Origin of the sequence: Halolamina salina (assembly GCF_042678005.1) — an archaeon.
Classification (GTDB): Archaea; Halobacteriota; Halobacteria; order Halobacteriales; family Haloferacaceae; genus Halolamina; species Halolamina salina.
In genome coordinates, this window is the sequence record NZ_JBHUDH010000002.1 from 7643 (window position 1) to 29010 (window position 21368).

Consider the following 21368-nt stretch of genomic DNA (forward strand, 5'->3'; position numbering starts at 1 on the left):
CGCCGCCACGTCGCCGAGGAACGACCGCATCGCCGCCCGGCGCGGGAGCGCGTACGCGCCGAGGCCGCCCACATAGAGGAGGAGCGAGAGCACGACGACGCCGTACCACCGCTTCAGCCCCCGCCGGCGACGGACCCCCTCCGGCACCGAGGCGTCGGCCGTCGCCGTCCGCGTCGAGCTGGCGGCGGCATCCCAACTGTCCCGATCCGTCCCGGCGCCCTCCTCGCTGCGACCGGTCGAGGACTGCTCTGTCGTCGTTTCGGTAGCCGACGAACTGCCGTCGGTCGTCGACGTGCCGCTTCCCGTACTGCCGTAGCCACCGGTCGATTCAGTCGAGGCGGTCGAGCCGCGGGATCGCTCGCTCGTGGCGGTGTCGGTCGACGTATCCGCGGCGCTGCCCGTCGTCGACTTCGCCGCCCCGTCCATCGGTTCGGAGGTGGCCGGACCGCTATCCGTCGATCCGTCGTCAGTAGTTGTATCGTCGGGGAGGTCCTCGTCGGGGAACACTGACACCGGCGGGAGACTGTCGAGGTGTTTCTCGACGTACTCGTGGTGGCCGAGCCGGTCGTACGTCTTGCGCTCGGCAGGGTCCGAGAGCACGTCGTGGGCCGTCTTGACGAGTTTAAACTGCGCCTCGCCTTCGGGGTGTTCGTTCACGTCCGGGTGATACTTTCGGACACGCTCCCGGTACGCGCGCTTCAGTTCCTCGGCGGCGGCGTCGTCGGGGACGCCGAGAACGTCGTAGAGGTCCGCCGGCATGGCTCCCGATACGCCCAGTCCGTGTTTGAATCTACCGCCCTCCGTTCGCCACGGTCGCGGACGCCGCCGTAGGAAGTGGGAACCCTCTTTGGTGACGGCTGAACAGTTCCGCTATGGAACGGATCCGTCTCGGGAACACCGTCTTCGAAGGGGAGAACAACGTCTACCTCCTGCAGGGCGAGGAGACCGTGCTCGTCGACGCCGGGGTCGCCACCGAGCCGACGCGTGAGGAGTTCGTGGACGGGCTGGCGTCGTTCGGGGTCACGCCCGCGGACGTCGACCGCGTGTTCCTGACCCACTGGCACTACGACCACGCCGGGCTGGCGGGGATGATTCAGGACGCTGGCGGGGCGACCGTCCACGCCCACGAGGCGGACGCCGGACTGATTTCGGGGGAGGAGCCGTCCCTGATGGAGGACCGATCCCTCCAACAGGAGACGTTCGAGGCGTGGCAGATCCCGGACGGCCCGCGCGAGGAGCTGATCTCCTTCCTCGGCGGCCACGCCGAACTCGCCGGCGACGACGTCGACGTGACGCCGTTCACGGGCGGCGATCGGTTCGACGTGAACGGGATCGAACTCGAGGCGGTCCACCTCCCCGGCCACTCGGCCGGGCTCTCCGCGTTCGCGTTCGAGGAGAACGGCGAGCGACAGGCGTTCGTCGGGGACGCGATCCTCCCGAAGTACACGCCGAACGTCGGCGGCGCCGACGTGCGGGTGGAGGCGCCGCTCGCGAAGTACGTCGAGAGCCTCGTCGAGATCGTCGATCGGGACTGGGACCGTGCGCTCCCCGGCCACCGTGACCCGATCGAGGACCCGGTAGGACGCGCGCGAGAAATCCTCGGCCACCACCGCGAGCGGACGGAGAACGTGATCGACGTGCTCGACCGCCACGGCGCGTGTGACGCCTGGACCGTGAGCCACCACCTGTTCGGCGAACTGGAGACTATCCACATCCTCCACGGGCCGGGCGAGGCGTTCGCGCACCTCGACCACCTCGAACGCCACGGGATCGTCGAACAGGAGGCGACCGACTACCGTCTCGTGGTCGACGAGCCGAACGTCGAGGAGCTATTCCCCGAGCAGTAGCTCGCGGCCGGCGCCGGCCGCTCCCGAGCGCGGCTTCCCGCCCGCCGCGCACACGAGTGGTGCCCTTTTCAGTCCGACGCCCCGAGTACGTCTATGAGCGAATCCGACTATCAGGTCGCCGTCGTCGGCGGCGGCCCGGCGGGGTTGACGACCGCCCTCTACACGACACGGCTCGGCCACGATACGGTGTTGATCGACCGCGGCGGCGGCCGCGCGGCGATGATGCAGGACACCCACAACGTCATCGGGATCACCGAGGAAACCTCCGGGAACGAACTGCTGCAGACCGCGAAGGCGCAGGTCGAGTCCTACGGCGCCGACACCGTCCGGGGGATGGTCTCCGACATCGACGGCTCGGCAGGCAGCTTCGAACTCGCCGTCGGCGAGGAGATGTACACCGCCGAGCGGGTGGTGCTCGCGACGGGGTTCGCCGACGAGCGCCCGGAGCCGCCGCTCCCCCGGACGGGGCGGGGCCTCCACTACTGTCTGCACTGTGACGCCTACATGTTCGTCGACGAACCGGTGTACGTGATGGGGACCGGCGAGAGCGCGGCCCACGTCGCGATGATCATGCTCAACTTCACCGACGAGGTGGACCTGCTGCTCCGCGGGGACGAGCCGGAGTGGAGCGAGGAGACCGACCGCCAGCTCCGGGCCCACCCGGTCGACGTGGTCGAGACCGACATCTCGGGGATGAACACCGGCGAGGACGGCTGGCTGGAGTCGTTCGAGTTCGAGGACGGCACCGTCCGGGAGTACCGCGGCGGCTTCCCGATGTACGGCTCGGACTACAACGCCGACCTCGCGGACGCGCTGGGGCTGGAGCGCACCGACGACGGTAACGTCGCGGTCGACGACCACGGCCGAAGCTCCGTCGACGGCGTGTTCGCGGTGGGCGACCTCACGCCCGGCCACAACCAAGTCCCCGTCGCGATGGGCGAGGGCGCGAAGGCGGGCATCGCGCTGCACTACGAGCTCCGGACGTTCCCCAAGTCGCTCGACGAGATCGACGGCGAGCAGGTCGATCCGGCGTCGACGCCGGCGATCTCCGACGAACTCCGCGAGGCTGCCCGACGCCGCGAGGCGGTCGAGCCGACGGCTGCCGACGACTAGCTGACAGGCGGTGCTGGGCGTCGCCGACGGACACACCGCGCTCCCGCTCCCCCGTCGGCGTCGACGGTCAGCGCACGGGCCGGGTGGTCCTGGCATCGTACTTGAAGGATCGGGCCGAAGGGGAACGCCCTTATTTCTGCGTGTGGTTACTCCGACTGCGCACCGATGGTCTAGTGGCAGGACCTGAGCCTTCCAAGCTCATGGCCCGGGTTCAAATCCCGGTCGGTGCATACCGAACGTTCTCCTGCGGTTTCTCTGGTTCGCGCGGAGACTCGGGCGTCGCTGTCAACTCTGCGGACCCGTCTGTCGATCGACGAGAGCAGCTCTACGGCAGTTCACGTGAACGAAAACGGGTAGCTCACCGCCAATCCCCGTGAAGGGGACGAATCATCGCTGCAGGGCCGCCCCGGCAGCCGCGCCGACGAACAAGCCGGCGGCAGCCGTCGGGAACGTGGCCGCGAACATCACGGCCAGCGGCAGGGCGGCAAGCAGCAGCGTCGTTTCGAACGTTGGCGGGCGGCGATGCGTCGGATACTCCTGGGTCTGCGTCGGTGGGTGCATAGTCTGTGGAGGGTCGAGTCGGCGTCAGTAGAGCGATACGAGCCACGTCGCCGTGTCCGAGCGCACGAAAGCGGGATTCGGAATCGGGACGGGGCCGTCGGGGACGAACTGCGTCAGATCGTCCGCGGGACGGCGGGAACGACGACGCGGGAAACCCCGGCTCGGAGGCCGAGGCCACCGACCGGCAACCGGTCGAGCGGTCGGCCCCCCTTGGCCGGGAGAAGCGTGTTCACGGGAGTGAGTAGTTGCACGTCGTCGTCACCTCGACTGTGAGTAGCGTATCCAGCGGTAAAAGCCTCTTCAGGGTGTGATAGCGTACAGCACGTTCGTATCCCTTGTACCGGCGCTGGGCAGCAGCCGGCCCCGGACTGGCACGGCGGAAACGGTGGACCGGGAGGTACAGGTCCGTAGAGTTCCTGAGAGGCTGTATGACCAAGACCGTCGACGAGCTACGCAACGAGATCCGCGTTGAAGTCGGCCGACACGAACGGCTCGTCTCCTCCGGGTTCACGAAGGAAGCCTTGGCTGCCATCTGTGACTCGCTGGACGCGGACGTGGAGACGGACGACATCCCCGGGAAGGACGTGATGCGGCGGGCGATCAGCGAGACAGTCGACGGAGTCGACGAAAGCCGCGACCAGAGCACCGGGTTCCGGAAGTCGGAACTCGAAGCCATCGCCGGCGAACTCGACGGCCGGTGAGCGGTCCCGTTCGCGTCCACTGATTCGCTCCGTTCGACAGTCAGTGCCGGCCGCTGGCACAGGATGCGACAGCCGAAGAACTAACTCGCCGCCGCGTCACCACACGTCCGATGGAGGGGAAGAACCGCTTCGTCCAGGACACCGAGGTCCTGATCTACCGGCTCAACCACGGCAACGTCGACGAAGCGAAGCGGCTCGTCGAACAGATCTGCCTCGTCGCCGAGTCCTTGGCGCAGGATCTGGAGGACGGCGAGCACAAGCAGTTCCTGCGCGGGACGAGCGAACTGATGGCCCGGTTCCGGAAGCAGATAATCGACCTCGAAGACGAGGGGGCCTCCGACGCGGAGATCGCCGAGACCGTCCTCGAGGCGATGGACGAGCACTTCAGCCGCGACGTGACCGAGTTCTCGCTCGAACTCGGAACCGACGACGACGCCGTCGACGCCGAGAGCACGATCGACCGGCTCGTCGAGGAGAACGAGTGGCTCAGAGAGGAACTGGAGCGGGCCGAGGCGGACTACATGGAGCTGTACGACCAGATCGCGGCCGATCCCGAGCGGCAGCGGTGACGCCTCCGTGGTTCTGCGAGCGCCGCGAGCGTGAACCTTAGCGCTCCCGGGCGCGCTCGCGTCGGCGTTCCAGAAGCTGCTGCACGCCCTGCCCCGGCCCGCCGTCGATCGGCCAGCCGTTCGTCCGCCACTGCGGCGGCTCCGGCTCGAACGAACCACAGCGGCGCCCACACTCCGCCTCGCTCTGGCAGCGACCCTTCGCGGCACAGGTCGGCACTGTCCCGCGGCCGGCGCGTGCGAGCTCGAACCACCGGCAGTCGGGCCGGGTCGTCTCGGCGAACGAGCGCCAGCCCTTACCGTAGGCTCGCTCCGCGATCAGCCGTCGTCGCCGCGCCTTCTCGGCGGCGTCGAATCGCCCGCTGTCGCTCTCCGGGTCGAGCGTCGACGGGAGCCAGTCCACCGTCGCTGCGTCGCCGTGGGTGCCGTCCGAGAAGTCGAACGTGAGCACGCCCGCCTCGACGGGGAACTGTCGCAGCAGCGCCGGCTCCACCCGTTCGCCCGTCCGACCCGTCGCCAGCCACACCTCGTCGGCCAGCGCGGTGTCCACGTCGTGTTCGAGTTGGTCCGACAGCGCGGCGGCGGCGCTCGCGTCGAGGTCCGGCTTGTTCTCGATCGCGATGATTCGCGATACCCAGTCGGGGTAGGGTCGCTTCCGCCGGATTTCGATACGGTTGCCGTTCTTGCGCTTCTCGACCAGCCCGCGGGCGGCGGCGCGGTGGATCGCCTCCCGGACGTAGCGCCACGGGTAGCCCGGATCGGGGAGCGCGTCGCGGTAGTACGCCCACTCGGCGGGCGCGTGGCGGACCACCGGGAGGAGGTCGCCGTCGATGGTCCGGTCGCCGAACTCGCGACGCGCGGCGAGCCCCGCGGGGTCGCACTCGATCACGATCGTGTCCCAGCGGCGCTTCTTCGTCCCGAGTTGGCGCGAGACGATCACGGGCGCGGCGTCGTCACTCCCTGCGTCGGCGTCGCTCGCGTCGCCGCCGGGCGGCCAGCCCAGCTCCGCCCAGCGACAGACCAGGAGCTCGAAGGAGAACTCCGAGTCGGTAGCGGGGGTCGGCACCGCTTACGCCGGCGTGCCGACGTACCCCTCGCCGTCGGCCTCCTTGACCTCGTCGAGGTAGTCGTGGGCCTCCTCGAGGATCTCGCGGGGACCGTCCTGCGTGATCGTGTTCAGCGCCTGCTCGTAGTCGCGCCACTGCATGTCGCGGTGCTCGGCGGAGAGCTCCGCGCTGGCCTCGAACGACCGGGCGATGAACAGGTGGACCGTCTTGTGAATCGTGTTCCCGTCGGCCTCGAACACGTAGTCGTACTCCTTCCGGAAGCCGTCGATGAGCCTGAAGTCCTCGATACCGGCTTCCTCCGTCACTTCACGGATCGCGGTCTGCTGAAGCTCCTCTTCCCCCTCGACCCCGCCCTTGGGGAACTCCCAGTCCCCCGGTCGGCTCTTCAGGAGCAGGTACTCCCGTTCGCCGCGGGTGTCGCGGAAGAGGATGGCTCCGGCAGACGTCGCTTCGACCGTCATTGCGTTCGGGTAAGCGTCGTGCTCTTAAATTGGCTTCGGTGGGTCAAAAGCGGCGTTCACGCTCCGACCCGCGGCCCCGGTAGATGCGCTTTTCACGCTCGAACCCAATCTCCGAGTATGACCTTCGTGACGACGCTCACGTTCCGGAGCGGGGACCGGGACGTGCTGGACGACACAGTCGACGGGCTCAAACAGCGCGTCGAGCGCAAGGGCGCCGAGTGCAAGGGTCCCCACCAGGAACAGCCCGAACACCACTCGGTCCCGCTGTACAGCCGGTGCCAGCCGGGCGAGCAGATCGACCCATGGAACTACACCGTCTACACCCGCTGGCTGGAGATCCACGGCTCCGATCACATCGCCCGCGAAGTCGTCGCGACCGACCTCCCCGACTCCATCCGCGTCGAGGTCGACGTGGAGCGCCGCGCGAGCCAGGCGTACCGCTAATCTCCTTGTGTTCTTCCCCCGGACGAAAAAGTCGGTAGCGACCGCTCAGCGCAGCTCCGCTTCGCCGGTCGCGCTCCCCTCGTCGAACGAGGTGACGCGGACGCGAGCCTCCTCGTCGACGGTCACGTCGTCGGCGGCGCCGGGCAGCCGGAGCACCGTATCGCCGATCCGGATTACCGCGTCGTCGCCGTCCCGACCCGTGACGATGGCGGTCAGTTCGTCGCCGGGGCTGTACGTCGGCGTCGCCGTCCGGAACTCGAACCCCGCGAGGAACGCGTCGAGCCGGCTCATACGCGACTCACCTCCTCGCTCTCGCGGTCGCTGACGTACTCAAGCCCGAAGCCGGTCAGGGCCGCGAGCAGGAACACCGTCACGAGGAACCAGCCGTGGAACACGTACGGGAACACCGCGGCGGGGTTGACCACCATCTCGGCGGTGAACCACTCGTACTCGCCGGGCAGCGTCTGCATCGCGGAGTAGCCCGCGAGCACGCCGCCGCCCCACGGGAAGATGTACCCCAGCGCCGAGGTGTTGGCGTCGAGGATGTTCGCCCGCCGGTAGCCGTTGATGTTGAACCGCCGGCCGAGCGTCCGGATGTACGGCGCGACCGCGATCTCGGCGGCGGTGTTGATCGTCACCATCGCGTTGACGGCCGCGGTGCCGAGCACCATCGTCACCTCGGCGCGGCGCACGGAGGTCGCGACGGTGTCGAGCAGCCACGTCTGGAGCGCCTCGAACCCGCCGCCGACGCGCATGATCTGTGCGCCGGCGACGATCAGCAGCGTCAGAACGATCAGCGGGAAGAAGCCCACCGCGCCGGTGTAGAGGCTGCCGCCGACGCCCGCCTCCGCGGCGGGCACCGTCTCGACGATCGCGCCGATCAGCGGCGCCGTGTCGAGCGACTGTGCGATCCCGGAGCTCTCGGGCGCCGAGAAGACGAGCACGTCGCTGACGCCCACATCGACGAGTCCGAAGAACCCCAGCAGGACGTTCAGCACGAACGCCGTCGCAAGCCCCCACGACACCGCCTCGACGATGTGGCGGCCGGTGACGGCCGTGCCGATGACGATCGCGACGGGAATTAGGTGGAGCAGCCCCCACGCTGCGCCCGCCTCGACGCCCGCGTTCGCGGCGGGCTGGCTGGTTGGCAGCGTCGCCCCCGCGATCAGGTAGGCCGCCAGCGCCGGCACCGCGGCGATGACGGCGTACTTCACGCGGGAGGCGACGACGCCGCCGATGTCGGCGTCCTGCGTCACCGCGCTCACGATCGTCGTGTCCGAGACGGGCGCGAGGTTGTCGCCGAACACCGCCCCCGAGAGGATCGCGCCGAACAGGAGGATCGGGTTCGTCCCGAGCAGTAGCCCGGCCGGGAACACCAGCGTCACGAACGCGATCGTCGTCCCGTAGCCGGTGCCGATCGCGGTCGCCAGCACCGGCGCGAGCAGGAACGTCACGGCCGGGAACAGCGCGGCGCCGACCTCGGCGGCGCCCGCCAGCCAGACGAGGCCGTCCACGAAGCCGCCGGCCTGGATCGTGTTCGCGAACATCCCCGCCCAGAGCCACGCGACGGCCGCGGTCGCCGCCACCTCCTGAGTCATCCCCTCGAAGATGGCGTCGGCGTACGCCTTCCAGTCCCCCCGGACGAACGGGAGTCCGGCGATCAGGCCGACGAGCATCCCGACGACGAGGCCGGACGTGTCGCCGATCCCCAGCACGCCGGACTGGAACACGGCCCAGACGACGAACACCGTGATCGGAACGGCGCTGACGGCCGGCCCGCCCCGGAACTGGAGCGTCGATTCCCCGCCCGTTTCTGTCGGTTGGTCAGTGTTCACGGATCATGCTGCCGCGAGGCGTGGTAATAAAAATCACTGGTCGCCCCCGAGAGGGGGTTTAAGCACTCGCGGGCCGACCGGTCGGCCGTGCACGTAGACGCCGACGACCTGACCGCGTTCCGCAGGGAGCTTCACCGCCACCCCGAGCCCGCGTGGTGTGAGTTCTACACCACCGCCCGCATCGTCGAGGCGCTCCGCGCCCGCGACGTGGACGAACTCCACGTCGGCCCGGACGCGCTGGAAGAGAGCGACGAGCCGCGGATGTCCCTCCCCGATCAGGCCACGCGCGCCGAGTGGAAAGACCGCGCCGTCGAGGCCGGCGCCGACCCCGACCTCCTCGGCCGCCTCGACGGGGGGAACACGGGCGCAGTCGCCGTGATCGAGCAAGGCGAGGGGCCGACGGTCGGCCTCCGGGTCGACATCGACGCGCTCCCCATCACCGAGTCCGACGACGAGGACCACGTCCCCGCGGCCGAGGGGTTCCGCTCGGAGAACGAGGGGTACATGCACGCCTGCGGCCACGACGCCCACGCGACCCTCGGGCTTGGCGTGCTCGACGCAGTGCGCCACAGCGACTTCTCGGGTACGCTGAAGGTGTTCTTCCAGCCCGCCGAGGAGCGCGTCGCCGGCGGCGGCCCGATGTCCCGCTCGGGCCACCTCGACGACGTGGACGCGCTGTACGCGGTCCACATCGGACTCGACCACCCGACGGGCGAGATCGTCGCCGGCGTCGGCGGCTTCCTCGCCGTCTCCGGCTTCGAAGCCGAGTTCACGGGCAGTTCCGCCCACGCGGGCGCCCACCCAGAACAGGGCGACAACGCGATCCAGGCCATGGCCGACGCGATCTCCAACATGTACGCCGTCCCGCGCCACGCCGACGGACCGACCCGGGTCAACGCCGGCGTCGTCGAGGGGGGCACCGCCTCGAACATCGTCGCCGAGCGCGCGCGGATGGAGTGTGAGGTCCGGGGCCAGACGACGGACCTGATGGAGTACATGTGGGAGAAGACCGGCCGCGTGCTCGACGGCGCTGCGACGACCCACGACGTGGAAGTCGAGCGCACGCTGAACTCCCGAGCGCCCTCGGCGGAGAGCGACGAGGAACTCGCGTCGATCGTCGCCGACGTGGCCGAGGGTGTCGAGGGCGTCGACTCCATCATGGACCACGACGACCTCGGCGGCAGCGAGGACGCGACGTACCTGATGAACCGCGTCGAACAGCAGGGCGGGCGGGCCTGCTACGTCGGCCTCGGCACCGACCACCCCGGCGGCCACCACACGTCGACGTTCGACGTGGACGAGGCGTCGCTGCGTATCGGCGTCGAGACGCTCGCGGGCGCGATCGAGGCACTCTCGGAGACCGACGCGTAGAGCCGCACACCCTCACCCGTCAGTCGTCTTTCCAGATGATCCCGTCGTCGGTGCCTTCGAGGACCGTCTCTCCGTCGTCGTTCTCACAGACCACGTCCCACGTGAACGCGTAGCGGTCGTCCCGCTCGACGACCTCGTCGTAGGTCGCGTAGCAGGTGATCTGCTCGCCCCTGTAGACGGGTTCGCGGAACCGCAAATCCATACGGGGAGCGAGCACCTCGCGGTCGCTGCCCAGCTTCGTCGGCATCGTCGCCGTCAACAGCCCCTGCACCATCACCCGCCCGTCCTCGTCCGGTTCGGTGTGCCGTGGCTGGTCGTCGCCGGACAGCTCCGCGTACCGCTGCACGTCGTCGACGGTGAACGTCCGCTCGAACGTGATCGTCTTCCCCTCCAGTGGCGCGTCCATGGCGTCACCCTCGGCGCCACAGCATTTGAACGGGGGGGTCGCGCTGGTCGTTTCCGGCAGTGAGAAAACCGCGTCCGCTCAGTACTTCGGATCGGCGCCCGTCCGCTCGTAGACGCGCTCCATGATGGAGTCGCGCTGCTCCTGCCAGCGCGGCAGCGCCGAGGGGCGGTCGGGGTAGGCCTCGTAGTGTTCGAGTAGCTCCTCCGCGAGGTTGCGGACCTGGTAGATCTCCCAGAGCTGGTCGAGGTGGCCGACCGCGCCGCGCAGCGTCTTGAGCGCGGTCTTCGGGCCGATCGAGGTCTTCCCGGAGTACAGCGCCTCCGCGATCGGCTCGCCGGGCAGCGAGGCGAGCATCGACGTGAGTTCGTCGACCTCGACGGCCGTCGAGAGCACGTTGTACACGTCGAGCGCGGCGTAGCGCGCGCCGAAGTGGTCCATCACGCGCTCGTTGTACCGCCAGAGCTCCTCGTCGGTCCGGCCGGCCGAGATGGCCGAGATCGCCTCCTCGGCGGCGTACTGCCCGGAGTAGGCGGCGCCCGCGATCCCGCCGCCGGTGGTGGGGTTGACGAGGCCGGCGGCGTCGCCGACCGCGACCAGCCCCGGCGCCGTCGCGGAGTCGTACGGCCGGCGGGTCGGCAGCGCGGCACCGAGCTTGTCGACCACTTTCGCGCCCTCGAACTCCGGGCGGCTCCGGAGATCCTTCTTGAGGTCCTCGACGAGCTTCATCGGCTCCTCGGTCATCTGGAAGCCGAGGCCGACGTTGATCTCCGTCGGCGTGCGGGGGAAGTACCAGAGGTAGCCCGAGGCGCGGTCGGTCGGCTTGAACACGAGCGCGTCGTCCCAGTCGACGGGCTCGGGCACCTCGACGATCTCGCGGTACGCCGAGCAGAACTGGGTGTAGGAGACGTTGGTGTCGAACGTGGCGTCGGAGAAGTCGGCGTTGTCCTGCAGCACCGACAGCGCGCCCGCGGCGTCGACGGTGATCTCGGCCTCGAACGTCTCGACCTCGCCGTTGCGCTTGCCGCGGACGCCCTCCACGCGGCCGTTCTCCTGCAGCACGTCGTTGACGACCACGTCGTAGTGGAACTCCACGCCGGCCGCCTCGGCGCCCTCGATGAGCTTGCGGCCGTACTCCCAGCGGTCGATCACCGCGAGTTCGCCGGGGACGGGGATGTTCAGGACGGTGTCCTCCGAGGGGATCTCGAAGCGCCCGTGATCGACGCCGGTGTTGGTGAACGAGGACTCGATCTTCGACTTGGGGATCGCGTCCGGGAACGAGTCCGCGCCCTTCAGCGCGTCGCCGCAGGCGATGTGGCCGGCCTCCGACTCGCTCTTGCGCTCGACGATCGCCACGTCGAGCCCCTCGCGAGCGGCCGTCGCCGCCGCGTAGCAGCCCGAGGTGCCGGAACCGACGACGACGATGTCGTACTCGTGGGTACTCATTTGCCAACCCTCGGGTGGGCGGGTGCAAAACTCTTTATCACGAGCGTGGCCCCCCGGCGGGGGACGGGCCGTCGCCGATCAGTCCTCGTCGGCGTCGTAGTGCTCGCCGGCCGCGTCGGGCGTTCTGGTTCGTCCGACCAGCGCGAGCACGACGATCACCGTGATGTAGGGCACCGTCTGGATCAGCGAGTCGGGGATCGCGTAGTTCAGCTGCTGGAGGCGGAACTGGAGCGCGTCCAGCGCCGCGAACAACAGCGAGGCGCCGAACGCGCCGAAGGGGTTGTAGTTCCCGAACAGCATCGCGGTGATGCCGATCCAGCCGCGCCCGTCGACCATCGTCGTCCCGCTGCCGACGAAGTTGCCCACGCGACCGAGCGAGAGGCCGGCGCCGCCGATCCCCGAGAACACCCCCGAGATCAACACGGCGGCGTAGCGCACGCGCCGGACGTCGACCCCCGCGGTGTCGAGCGCCTTGGGGTTCTCGCCGCTCGCGCGGACCCAGTAGCCGAAGGAGGTCTGGGTCAGGACGTACCACGACAGCGGCGTCGCGATCAGCAGGAAGTAGACGACCGGCTCGGCGTCGAACAGCACCGAGCCGACCGCCGGAAGCTCCGAGAGCAGCGGCACCGTCCACGTCCCGAGCGTGTCCACGCCGGGGGAGTTCACGCTGCCCCAGATGACGTTGCTGGCGAAGGGGGCCGCCCCGAGCGCGATCAGCCAGACCGCCAGCCCCGCGATCACCTGATCCGCGCGGTACTCGATGGTGACGACCGCGAACAGCAGCGAGAACGCCCCGCTGACGAGCACCGCGACGTAGAACGCGATCCACGTCGCCGCGAGCGTCGGCCCCACGAGCGCGACCGTGAGTCCGGCGAGCACCGCGACCGCGAGCACACCGCCACCGCCGCGGACTGCGATCTCCCGGAGCGAGTCGCCGAGCAGGCCGAGCATCGCGCCCGCGACTGCGAGCAGGACGGCGATCACGAGCAGGAGCACGACCCCCGGCCCGAGGCTCACGCCGCCCTCGCCGATCGTCCAGTGGGCGACGGCGACGCCGGTGAACGCGCCGACGATCAGCAGCCCCTCGAGGCCGATGTTGATCACGCCGCTGCGCTCGGCGAAAATCCCGCCAAGCGCGGCGAACGCGATCGGGACCGCGAGCCGGAGCGCGGAGGCGGCGTAGCCCGCGTCGAGCACGTTCGCGAGCTCGCCCGCCGGCGTGTTCGGGAACAGCTGGCCGACCAGCACCACCGCGCCCACGGCGAGCGTGCTGACCGCGAGCAGCGCGAGGCGCTTGATCGCGTTCATCGGCCACCCCCCATCCCCCAGCGCACGCCGAGCGTCCGGAAGAACTCGGGCATGGCGACCAGCAGGATCACCAGCCCCCGAATGACGCCGACGAGCTGTCTGGGCACGCCCAGTTGGAAGTCGATCGAGAGGCTCCCCGCCTGCATCGTGCCGAACAGCGGCCCGGCGAACAGCACCCCGAGGGGGTTGTTGCTCGCGAGCACCGACACCGTGATCCCGTCGAACCCCAGCGAGGGGACGCCGTTGACCCAGCGCCCGACGGACATCAGCACCCAGACCGCGCCGCCGAGGCCGCCGATCATTCCGGAGAGCGTCATGCTCGTGACGACCATGCGCTCGGCGTCGACGCCCGCGTAGTCCGCGGCGTCGGGCTGGATGCCGGCGGTCCGGAGGTCGTAGCCGAACGCGGTCCCCCAGAGCAGGTAGGTAATCAGCAGCGTCAGGGCGATCGCCATCACCAACGCGATCTCCGGCCCGAACCGCGCGGCGGCGGGCACGTCACGCGTCTCGACGCTCCCGCTGCCGGGCTTCTGGAAGTACGCCGAGACGAGGAAAAAGGCCACGTCGCTCGCGACGAAGTTCAGCATGATGGTGGTGATCACCTCGTTCGCGTCGGCGTACGCCTTCAGCGCTCCCGGGATCGCGGCGTAGAGGCCGCCGACGACCGCGCCGGCGACCATCGCCACGACCGCGATCAGCGCGCCGCCGACCGGCCCCGAAGGCGCGGCCGGCCCCACCCAGACGGCGACGAGTGCGGCCGCGAGCGCGCCGAGCACGAGTTGGCCCTGCGTCCCGATGTTGAACAGCCCCGCGCGGAACGAGACGGCGACGGCCAGCCCCGTGAACAAAAGCAGCGCGGAGTTCTTCAGCGTCTCCTGCAGGACGAACGAGTCGAAAAGCGGCGCGAGGAACAGGTAGCGGTACACCGCGAGGGGGTTGTAACAGAACGGGCCGACGATCGGCGTCGCACACTCCGCGAACACGCCCGCGACCAGCGTGACGACCCCGCCGAGCAGGATCGCGGTCACCAGCGCGGCGACGCTGACGAGCAGCCGCTCGCCCGCGGAGGCGTCGACGAGCCGCCCCAGTAGACCCGCGATGGGGTCCGGCAGGCGGTCGGGGTTCATCGCTCACCCCCGGCCCGCACGGTCGCCCGCGGCACGTCGTCCGGCCGTTCCCCCGCCATCAGCAGCCCCAACTGCTCCTCGGTGACCGCGGCGGGATCGACCACGTCGACCAGTTCGCCGTCGTGCATCACGCCCAGCCGGTCCGAGAGGCTCCGGACCTCGTCGAGTTTCGAGGAGACCAGCAGCACCGCCGCCCCGTCCTCGCGGAGGTCAAGCAGCCGGTCGTGGATGAACTCCACGCTCCCCACGTCGACGCCGCGGGTGGGGTGGGAGGCGACGACCGCCTCCGGGTCGCGGGCGAACTCCCGGCCGACGATGAACTTCTGTTGGTTCCCGCCCGAGAGCGAGCGGGCCTCCGCGTTCGCGTCCGCGGGCCGCACGTCGTACTCCTCGACGATCGAGTCGGCGTGGGCCTCGGCGTCGTCCCAGCGGATGCGGCCACCGTCGGCGAACTGCGGCGCCCGCTGGCTGCCGAGCAGCCCGTTCTCGGTCAGGTCGTACGACATCACCAGCCCCCGGGCCTGTCGGTCCTCGGGGACGTACGCCATCCCCGACTCGATCCGGTGACGGCGGGAGGCGTCGGTCACGTCCTCGCCGTCGAGGGAGATCTGCCCGCTGGCGGGCGTCCGCAGGCCGGTGATCGCCTCGACAAGCTCCGACTGGCCGTTGCCGTCGACACCGGCGATCCCGAACACTTCGCCCTCGGCGACCTCGATATCGACGCCGTCGACGGCGCGGACCCCGCGGTCGTCCTCGACCACGAGGTCGCGCGCGGCGAGGCCGATCGAACCCGCCTCGACGGGCGATTTCTCCGTGTCGAACAGCACCTCGCGGCCGACCATCATCTCCGCGAGTTCGGTGTCGTCGACCGCGTCGGTCTCGACGGTGCCGACGTTTCTTCCGTCCCGGAGGACGGTCACCTCGTCGGCGGCGGCGATCGCCTCGCGCAGCTTGTGGCTGATGAAGATGATCGTCTTCCCGGCCGCGGTGAGTTCGTCGAACACGTCGAACAGCTCCTCGACTTCCTGCGGGGTGAGCACCGCCGTCGGCTCGTCGAGGATCAGGATGTCGGCGCCCCGGTACAGCGCCTTCAGGATCTCGATGCGCTGTCGTTCGCCCACCGAGAGGTCGCCGACGGTCGCTTCGGGGTCCACGTCGAACCCGTAGCGGTCGGCGAGTTCGGCGACCGCCTCGCGGGCGGCCTCGCGATCGACCGCGAGCCCGGCCCACTTCCGTGGCTCGTCGCCGAGCACGACGTTCTGGGTCACGGTCATCGGCTCCACGAGCATGAAGTGCTGGTGGATCATGCCGATGCCGGCGTCGATCGCGTCCCGGGGGGAGTCGAACGTCCGCTCCTCACCGTCGACGACGACGGTGCCCGAGGTGGGCTTGTAGAGGCCGTAGAGGACGTTCATCAGCGTCGTCTTGCCCGCCCCGTTCTCGCCGAGGAGGGCGTGGACGCTCCCGCGTTCGACGGTGAGGTCGACCTCGTCGTTCGCGAGGACGCCCGGGAACTGTTTGGTGATCCGTCTGAGGTCGACCGCTGGCGCGCTCATCTGTGTTGGTTCGGGGGGGTGGAGGGTGGTTCGGCCCCGGGGCCGGGGCGAGCGACCCGTCGTCGCGAGCTCAGTTCTCGGGCTCGGTCGGCACGTCGATCTCGCCGTCCTGAATCGCCTGCCGCGAGCTGTCGAGCGCGTCGAGGACGTCCTGCGGGATCTCGCCCTCGTACTCGGTGCCGATGACGGGTTCGACGCCCTCGTCGTCCAGCCCGAGCGCGATGGTGGAGCCGCCCTGGAACTCGTCGTTGACGACGTTCTGGACCGCGTTGAACACTGCGGTGTCGACGTGCTTGACCATGCTCGCGACGATCGTGTGGCTGGCGTCGCTGCTCAGCGACTGGTCGCTGTCGACGCCGATCGCGAGCCGGCCGCGCTCGCCGGCCGCGTTGAACACGCCGCCGCCGGTGGCGCCCGCGGCGTGGTAGACGATGTCGGCGCCCTCGTCGTACATCGAGCCGGCGATCTCCTGCCCGCGGCCCGGATCGTTCCACGAGCCGGCGTACGCCGTGCGTACCTCGATCTCGGAGTCAGCGTGTTCGACGCCGGCGATGAACCCGGCCTCGAACTTCTTGATCAGGGGGTTCTCCTTCCCGCCGACGAAGCCGACCACCTTCTCGTCGGGGTTGCTGGAGAACGTCTTCTCGGTGCCGCTGTAGGTGCCCTCGTGGCTGAACTCGCGGGTCGACAGCAGCCCGGCGAGGTGGCCGACCTGGAACGAACCCTCGTGTTCGCGGAACGTGTAGGAAGCCACGTTGTCGGCGTCGAGCTCGGCGTCGACCAGCATGAAGTTCTGGTCGGGGTACTCCGAGGCGTTCTCCTGCAGCGCGCTCCGCTGGGCGAACCCGATACAGCCGATCAGGTCGTAGTTGGGGTCCGTCGACGACGCGAACTGGCTCTGGAACGTTCCGAACTCGCTCTGTCCGGTCGGCTCCGTGTTGTCGTACGCGATACCCAGCTCCTCCTCGGCGCGCTGGATGCCCGCGTGGGCCATGTCGTTGAACGCCTCGTCGCCCAGCCCGCCGAGGGCGTACACCATCCCGACGTTCGTCTCGGCGCCGCTGCCCCCGCCGCCGAGACAGCCAGCCAGTCCGGTCAGTGCCATGCCAGCCGCGCCGCCGACGAACGTCCGCCGATCGATCTGGTCGCGCATCGTTGTGCGCTTCTCTCTGTGAACCGGGGTTAAGCCCGTCGTTTCGCGGCGCACTCGAGACCGATCGTTGACACGTCTCTGGGGGTCTGTCGCACGGATCTGTACGATTTTCCCCCGATTCGGACACTGTCCACCAAACGAGTACACACGTTTGTGGGTACTCGCTGGATCGCCGCTACGAACTCGACAGCCGTCCCGACACGGAGCGACGCGGCCGCCGCACCGTGGTTACGGCACTCACACCCCGCTATGGGGTCGCGCGCGCCGCCTCCGGCCGCGTCCCGGCCCGATCAGCCCTCCCACTCCTCGAACTCGCCGTAGATACCCTTCGAGAGGTAGCGCTCGCTGGAGTCGGGGAACACCGTCACCACCGCGTCGTAGGGGGCGTCGACCTCGCCGTCGGCGATGCGTCGGGCCACTTTCTTCGCCGCCACGGCGTTCGCGCCCGCGCTGGAGGCGACGATGTGGCCCTCCTCGGCGGCGAGCCGCTGGACCTCGGCGTGGGAGTCCCGGTCCGGCACCGCGTGGACCGTGTCGACGAGTTCGGGGTCGAACAGCTCGTTGGTCGAGACGTCGTGGGTGCCGATCCCCTCGGTCTTGTACTCGCCCTCCTCGCGGTCCTCGCCGAGCAGCGTGCCGTACAGCGACCCCTCTGGCTCGACCGCGACGACGTGGGTGTCCGGATGCTGCTCGCGGCCGTAGCGGGCCATCCCCATCAGCGTGCCCGCGGTGCCACAGCCGGCGACCAGTGCCCCCACTTCGCCGTCGAGCGCGTCGTATATCTCGGGACCGGTCGTCTCGTAGTGGGCCTCGGCGTTGAGGGGGTTCGAGAACTGCTGGGGGACCGCGGCGTTGTCGAGTTCGTCGGCGAGTTCGTGGGCGCGCTCGATCGCGCGACCCATCCCGTCCTCGCTGGGCGTGTTGATCACGTCGGCGCCCAGCGCGCGCATGAGCTGCTGTTTCTCCACGGAGAACCGTTCGGGGACGACGAACACGGCGTTCAGGTCCAACTGCCCGGCGGCGACGGCGATCCCGATCCCCGTGTTGCCCGCGGTCGGCTCGATGATCGTCCCGCCGGGGTCGACGTCGCCCTGCTCCAGCATCCCTTCGAGCATGTACTTCCCGATGCGGTCTTTGATGCTGGCGCCGGGGTTGAACGACTCCAGCTTGGCGTAGACGGGGACGGCGTCGGGGCTATCGTGGACCCGCACCAGCGGCGTCTCGCCGATGGTGTCGAGGACCGAGTCCAGCGGTTCCCGATGAGTGGTCATACTCGAACGTGGGGAGTGGCGTTTGTGTAGCTTACCATCTGCGAGAAACCCCCCGTCCGGGGCGGTCAGTCGTCGGTGGTCGCCGCGTCCCCGTCGTCGGCTTCGGCCTCGGTGATGTGGGCCTCGGCGGCGACGGCGTCGACGTCGGCGTCGTGCTCCTCGGCGATCGCGTCGAGGACGGCGCGCTGTTCGGCCATCTCCTCCTCGATGCGCCCCACGCGCTCCTGAGTTTCGTCGACGGTCTGCTGTGTCTCCTCGACCTCCTCGCGGAGCTTGTTCATTCGCTCGTACAGCTTCTCGGCTTTCTCCGCGACCGTCTGGAGCTTCTGTGCGGTGCTTCCGAGTCCAACCATATCCGGGGAATGGGGACGGGGGTTTGTGTCGGTTCCGGTGGTTCGGGCTCAGACGACCTGCTTCGCCAGCCGCCCGCCCCGGTCGATCCGACGGACGTTCGCCCGGACCAGCGCGGCCATCCGGTCGGGGGACTCCCGATGGGCGGCCGCGGTGTGGGGGAAGTGACCGGCCGGCTGAACGCCGGTCGCCGAGTCGCTACGCCGTCCGTGCCGCGCCGCGGTGGTCGTAGTGTGTCGCCTCGTCCTCCCAGCGGGCGAGCAGTTCCCGCGCCTCCTCGGGGACGTGCGCCCGCTCGTAGTTCTCGCCGGCGAACTCGGCGACGGCGTCGTAGTCGGCGAAGCGGATCTGGGTCACGAACTCCACCTCCCCGCCGGCCTCGCGCCGGAGCAGGTCGTAGCCGAGGTAGCCGTCGCGGTCGAGCGTCTCCAGCAGCCCCTCCTCGGGATCGGTGAGGAACCGCTCGTAGGCGTCGGCGTCTGCGGGGTCGGTCCAGCCGTGCCAGACGCGGACGATCGCCCCGTCGTCGCCCGCGGCCGGCTCGTCGCTCCCGCTCACCGCTGCACCTCGTGTTCGAGCGTCCCGACGCCCTGGACTTCGATCTCGACGTGATCGCCGTCATCGAACGGGCCGACGCCCTCGGGGGTGCCGGTCGCGATCACGTCGCCCGGTTCGAGCGTCATGTACTGGGTTGCCTCCTCGATCAGCGTCGGCACGTCGAACACCATCTGGTCGATCGTGGCGTCCTGCTGCACCTCGCCGTTGACGCGGGTCTGGACCGTCGCGTCCTCGGGGACGTGCTCGGGGTCGGCCACGCAGGGGCCGATCGGCGCCGCGCCGTCGAACGCCTTGCCGCGCACCCACTGGGACTCGCTGCGCTGGTCGTCGCGGTTGGAGACGTCGTCGACGCAGGTGTAGCCCGCGACGTACTCCATCGCGTCCTCTTTGTCGACGTTCTTCGCCTGCTTCTCGATCACGACGCCGAGTTCGGCCTCCCACTCGACGCGCTCCTTCCCCGCGGGCAGCGTAACGGTGTCGCCGTGGCCCGCGACGGTGTTCGGCCCCTTCAGGAAGAGGAGGGGGCGATCCGGCACGTCGGCGTCGTGCTCCTCGGCGTGGGCGACGTAGTTGCGCCCGACACAGAGCACCTTGCTCGGCTCGCTCGGTGCGAGCAGTTCGACCTCGTCGAGATCGTACGTCTCGCCCGCGAAGCTGACCGAATCGCCGTGCCACTCGCCGTTTCGAACCGCGCCGCTCGGATCTCGGAAGCGTGCGTGTCGCATCACCGTGTCGGTCGGTCCCGCCCCGCTAAGTCGTTCCGGCTCCGGTGATCCGACTCCGACGATCCGGCTCACCCCGACCAGCGGACGTGGAACCCGTCGGCGTCCTGCGGCTCCTCGTAGACCACCTCGACGTTCTCGACGTCCGCACGGGGGCTACCGGTGTGACACCAGCCGATCATCGACTCCACCGACCGTGAGTCGCCCTCGAACACGGCCTCGACCCGGCCGTCATCCCTGTTCCGGACCCAGCCGTTGACGCCGCGTTTCTTCGCGGTCTCCTCGGTGTTGGCTCGGTACGCGACGCCCTGAACGGTCCCGCTGACGTGGACGCGCGCCCGGACGTAGTCGGAATCGCTCATGCCGGAACGATCCGCGGAGCGATACTTAACTGCGACGCCCGCGAGCGTCCGGAACCGGGCAGGCAAAGTAGCCCCGCGCCGACCGACCGACCATGGAACTGTTCGGAACCGCCGGTATTCGTGGCGACGCGCGGGAGACGGTGACGCCGTCGCTGGCGCTGCGCGTGGGGCAGGCGGCCGCCGCCGACGCACGGGCGCAGGCTGACGAGGAAAGCGTCGAGTTCGTCGTCGCCCGCGACGGCCGCGAGACGGGACGGGCGCTGGTCGACGCGATGGCCTCGGGGCTGACCTCGGCGGGCGCCGACGTGGTCGAGATCGGGCAGGCGCCCACGCCAGCGCTCGCGTACGCGAGCCGGAGTCGCTACGGCGTCGCGATCACGGCCTCCCACAACCCCCCGGAAGACAACGGGATCAAACTGTTCAGGGACGGCGTCGAGTACAGCGGCGCCGCGGAGGCCCGGATCGAGGGCCGGATCGCGGAGGGCACCGAGCCGACCGAATGGGACAGTTGGGGTAGCCACGAGAGTGCCGAGGTGCTCGACGACTACCGCGACGCGGTCGTCGACTACGCCGAGGGGTTCGGCGCGGCCCTCGACGGCCTCCGGGTCGTCGTCGACTGCGGCAACGGGATGGCGTCGCTCGCGACGCCGCAGGTGCTCCGCGAACTGGGCGCCGAAGTCGTCACGCTCAACGGCAACGTCGACGGCCACTTCCCCGGCCGCGGGAGCAAGCCCACCGAGGAGACGCTCGGTGACTGTATCCGGTTCTTGGAGGACGGTGCGTTCGACCTCGGGATCGCCCACGACGGCGACGCCGACCGGATCGTCGTCCTGACTGGCGACGGCGAGGTCGTTCACGAGGACACCGTACTCGCGATGCTGGCCGAGGAGTACGTCGCGGACGCCGACAGCGAGGACCCGACGGTCGTGACCACGCCCAACGCCTCCGCGCGCATCGACGAGCGCGTCCGCGCCGCGGGCGGCCGCGTCGAGCGCGTCGCGCTGGGCTACCTCCACGACGGCATCGCCGACGCGCGGGATGGGGGCGCCGATGTGGCGTTCGCCGCGGAGCCGTGGAAACACGTCCACACGCGCTTCGGTGGCTGGATCGACGGCGTCGCCTCCGCCCCGGGGCTCGCCCCCCTC

The 21368-nt window shown here is 69.7% G+C and carries 24 protein-coding genes and 1 tRNA gene; 8 read left to right on the top strand and 17 right to left on the bottom strand.

Annotation, left to right across the window (positions count from 1 at the left end; all coding sequences use genetic code 11):
* A partial coding sequence (locus ACFR9S_RS00230; RefSeq protein ID WP_379817677.1) for a DnaJ domain-containing protein occupies positions 1–759 on the bottom strand: 759 nt, incomplete at its 3' end.
* A 113-nt stretch (positions 760–872) separates the two neighbouring features.
* Here ACFR9S_RS00230 and ACFR9S_RS00235 point away from each other — a divergent pair.
* The 3 genes from ACFR9S_RS00235 to ACFR9S_RS00245 all read left to right on the top strand — a co-directional run bounded on the left by ACFR9S_RS00235 (position 873) and on the right by ACFR9S_RS00245 (position 3190).
* Positions 873–1847: an MBL fold metallo-hydrolase gene (locus tag ACFR9S_RS00235; protein WP_379731772.1), complete on the top strand. Its 975-nt coding sequence runs from the start codon at positions 873–875 to the stop codon at positions 1845–1847.
* A 93-nt stretch (positions 1848–1940) separates the two neighbouring features.
* Positions 1941–2960, top strand: a complete 1020-nt coding sequence (locus tag ACFR9S_RS00240; RefSeq protein WP_379731771.1) for an NAD(P)/FAD-dependent oxidoreductase — start codon at positions 1941–1943, stop codon at positions 2958–2960.
* Between the two features lie 159 nt (positions 2961–3119).
* A tRNA-Gly gene (locus ACFR9S_RS00245) sits at positions 3120–3190 on the top strand.
* A gap of 157 nt (positions 3191–3347) precedes the next feature.
* Here ACFR9S_RS00245 and ACFR9S_RS00250 read toward each other — a convergent pair.
* Positions 3348–3521, bottom strand: coding sequence for a hypothetical protein (locus tag ACFR9S_RS00250; protein WP_379731770.1), 174 nt, complete (start codon positions 3519–3521; stop codon positions 3348–3350).
* A 428-nt stretch (positions 3522–3949) separates the two neighbouring features.
* Here ACFR9S_RS00250 and ACFR9S_RS00255 point away from each other — a divergent pair, with 428 nt between their 5' ends.
* Together ACFR9S_RS00255 and ACFR9S_RS00260 are read left to right on the top strand one after the other, a co-directional pair.
* A complete protein-coding gene (locus tag ACFR9S_RS00255) occupies positions 3950–4222 on the top strand; it encodes a hypothetical protein (protein WP_379731769.1) in 273 nt (90 codons plus the stop codon).
* Between the two features lie 110 nt (positions 4223–4332).
* On the top strand, positions 4333–4791 hold the full coding sequence (locus tag ACFR9S_RS00260; protein ID WP_379731768.1) for a hypothetical protein: 459 nt from the start codon (positions 4333–4335) through the stop codon (positions 4789–4791).
* Positions 4792–4828: 37 nt separating this feature from the next.
* Here ACFR9S_RS00260 and ACFR9S_RS00265 read toward each other — a convergent pair whose 3' ends face one another.
* Positions 4829–5854, bottom strand: coding sequence for a DUF5787 family protein (locus ACFR9S_RS00265; protein ID WP_379817679.1), 1026 nt, complete (start codon positions 5852–5854; stop codon positions 4829–4831).
* 3 nt (positions 5855–5857) lie between these two features.
* Positions 5858–6316 (bottom strand): bis(5'-nucleosyl)-tetraphosphatase, encoded by a 459-nt coding sequence (locus ACFR9S_RS00270; protein ID WP_379731716.1) that lies wholly within the window; start codon positions 6314–6316, stop codon positions 5858–5860.
* Between the two features lie 117 nt (positions 6317–6433).
* Between ACFR9S_RS00270 and ACFR9S_RS00275 the strand changes: the two genes are divergently transcribed.
* On the top strand, positions 6434–6760 hold the full coding sequence (locus tag ACFR9S_RS00275) for a 30S ribosomal protein S10 (protein WP_379731715.1): 327 nt from the start codon (positions 6434–6436) through the stop codon (positions 6758–6760).
* A 45-nt stretch (positions 6761–6805) separates the two neighbouring features.
* Here the strand turns inward: ACFR9S_RS00275 and ACFR9S_RS00280 are convergent, their stop codons facing one another.
* On the bottom strand, positions 6806–7051 hold the full coding sequence (locus ACFR9S_RS00280; protein ID WP_379731714.1) for a DUF7513 family protein: 246 nt from the start codon (positions 7049–7051) through the stop codon (positions 6806–6808).
* A complete protein-coding gene (locus ACFR9S_RS00285) occupies positions 7048–8595 on the bottom strand; it encodes a Na+/H+ antiporter NhaC family protein (protein ID WP_379817681.1) in 1548 nt (515 codons plus the stop codon). Before ACFR9S_RS00285 ends, ACFR9S_RS00280 begins: the two co-directional genes overlap by 4 nt.
* A gap of 87 nt (positions 8596–8682) precedes the next feature.
* Between ACFR9S_RS00285 and ACFR9S_RS00290 the strand changes: the two genes are divergently transcribed.
* On the top strand, positions 8683–9966 hold the full coding sequence (locus ACFR9S_RS00290) for an amidohydrolase (protein WP_379731712.1): 1284 nt from the start codon (positions 8683–8685) through the stop codon (positions 9964–9966).
* Between the two features lie 19 nt (positions 9967–9985).
* Here ACFR9S_RS00290 and ACFR9S_RS00295 read toward each other — a convergent pair whose 3' ends face one another.
* The 11 genes from ACFR9S_RS00295 to ACFR9S_RS00345 all read right to left on the bottom strand — a co-directional run bounded on the left by ACFR9S_RS00295 (position 9986) and on the right by ACFR9S_RS00345 (position 20223).
* A complete protein-coding gene (locus ACFR9S_RS00295; protein ID WP_379731711.1) occupies positions 9986–10372 on the bottom strand; it encodes a hotdog family protein in 387 nt (128 codons plus the stop codon).
* Positions 10373–10450: 78 nt separating this feature from the next.
* Positions 10451–11815 (bottom strand): geranylgeranyl reductase family protein, encoded by a 1365-nt coding sequence (locus tag ACFR9S_RS00300; protein WP_379817683.1) that lies wholly within the window; start codon positions 11813–11815, stop codon positions 10451–10453.
* A gap of 78 nt (positions 11816–11893) precedes the next feature.
* Complete coding sequence (locus tag ACFR9S_RS00305) at positions 11894–13123, bottom strand: ABC transporter permease (protein WP_379817685.1); 1230 nt, start codon at positions 13121–13123, stop codon at positions 11894–11896.
* Entirely contained in the window at positions 13120–14250 is a 1131-nt protein-coding gene (locus tag ACFR9S_RS00310) for an ABC transporter permease (RefSeq protein ID WP_379817687.1), read from the bottom strand. Before ACFR9S_RS00310 ends, ACFR9S_RS00305 begins: the two co-directional genes overlap by 4 nt.
* Positions 14247–15806: an ABC transporter ATP-binding protein gene (locus ACFR9S_RS00315; protein ID WP_379817689.1), complete on the bottom strand. Its 1560-nt coding sequence runs from the start codon at positions 15804–15806 to the stop codon at positions 14247–14249. The genes ACFR9S_RS00310 and ACFR9S_RS00315 overlap by 4 nt, the downstream gene beginning before the upstream one ends.
* 70 nt (positions 15807–15876) lie before the next feature.
* Complete coding sequence (locus tag ACFR9S_RS00320; RefSeq protein ID WP_379817695.1) at positions 15877–16947, bottom strand: BMP family lipoprotein; 1071 nt, start codon at positions 16945–16947, stop codon at positions 15877–15879.
* A gap of 302 nt (positions 16948–17249) precedes the next feature.
* Positions 17250–18230 (bottom strand): PLP-dependent cysteine synthase family protein, encoded by a 981-nt coding sequence (locus tag ACFR9S_RS00325; RefSeq protein ID WP_379817691.1) that lies wholly within the window; start codon positions 18228–18230, stop codon positions 17250–17252.
* A gap of 65 nt (positions 18231–18295) precedes the next feature.
* Positions 18296–18583 carry a DUF5798 family protein gene (locus tag ACFR9S_RS00330; protein ID WP_379817692.1) on the bottom strand — a complete coding sequence of 96 codons (288 nt, stop codon included), beginning with the start codon at positions 18581–18583 and terminating at the stop codon, positions 18296–18298.
* A 196-nt stretch (positions 18584–18779) separates the two neighbouring features.
* Positions 18780–19139, bottom strand: coding sequence for an antibiotic biosynthesis monooxygenase (locus ACFR9S_RS00335; protein WP_379817693.1), 360 nt, complete (start codon positions 19137–19139; stop codon positions 18780–18782).
* Positions 19136–19864, bottom strand: a complete 729-nt coding sequence (locus ACFR9S_RS00340) for a fumarylacetoacetate hydrolase family protein (RefSeq protein ID WP_379731523.1) — start codon at positions 19862–19864, stop codon at positions 19136–19138. Before ACFR9S_RS00340 ends, ACFR9S_RS00335 begins: the two co-directional genes overlap by 4 nt.
* Positions 19865–19932: 68 nt before the next feature.
* Entirely contained in the window at positions 19933–20223 is a 291-nt protein-coding gene (locus ACFR9S_RS00345; RefSeq protein ID WP_379731521.1) for an acylphosphatase, read from the bottom strand.
* Positions 20224–20315: 92 nt separating this feature from the next.
* On the opposite strand from ACFR9S_RS00345, the gene ACFR9S_RS00350 reads away from it, so the two are divergent.
* On the top strand, positions 20316–21368 hold a 1053-nt coding region (locus ACFR9S_RS00350), incomplete at its 3' end, for a phosphohexomutase domain-containing protein (RefSeq protein ID WP_379817694.1).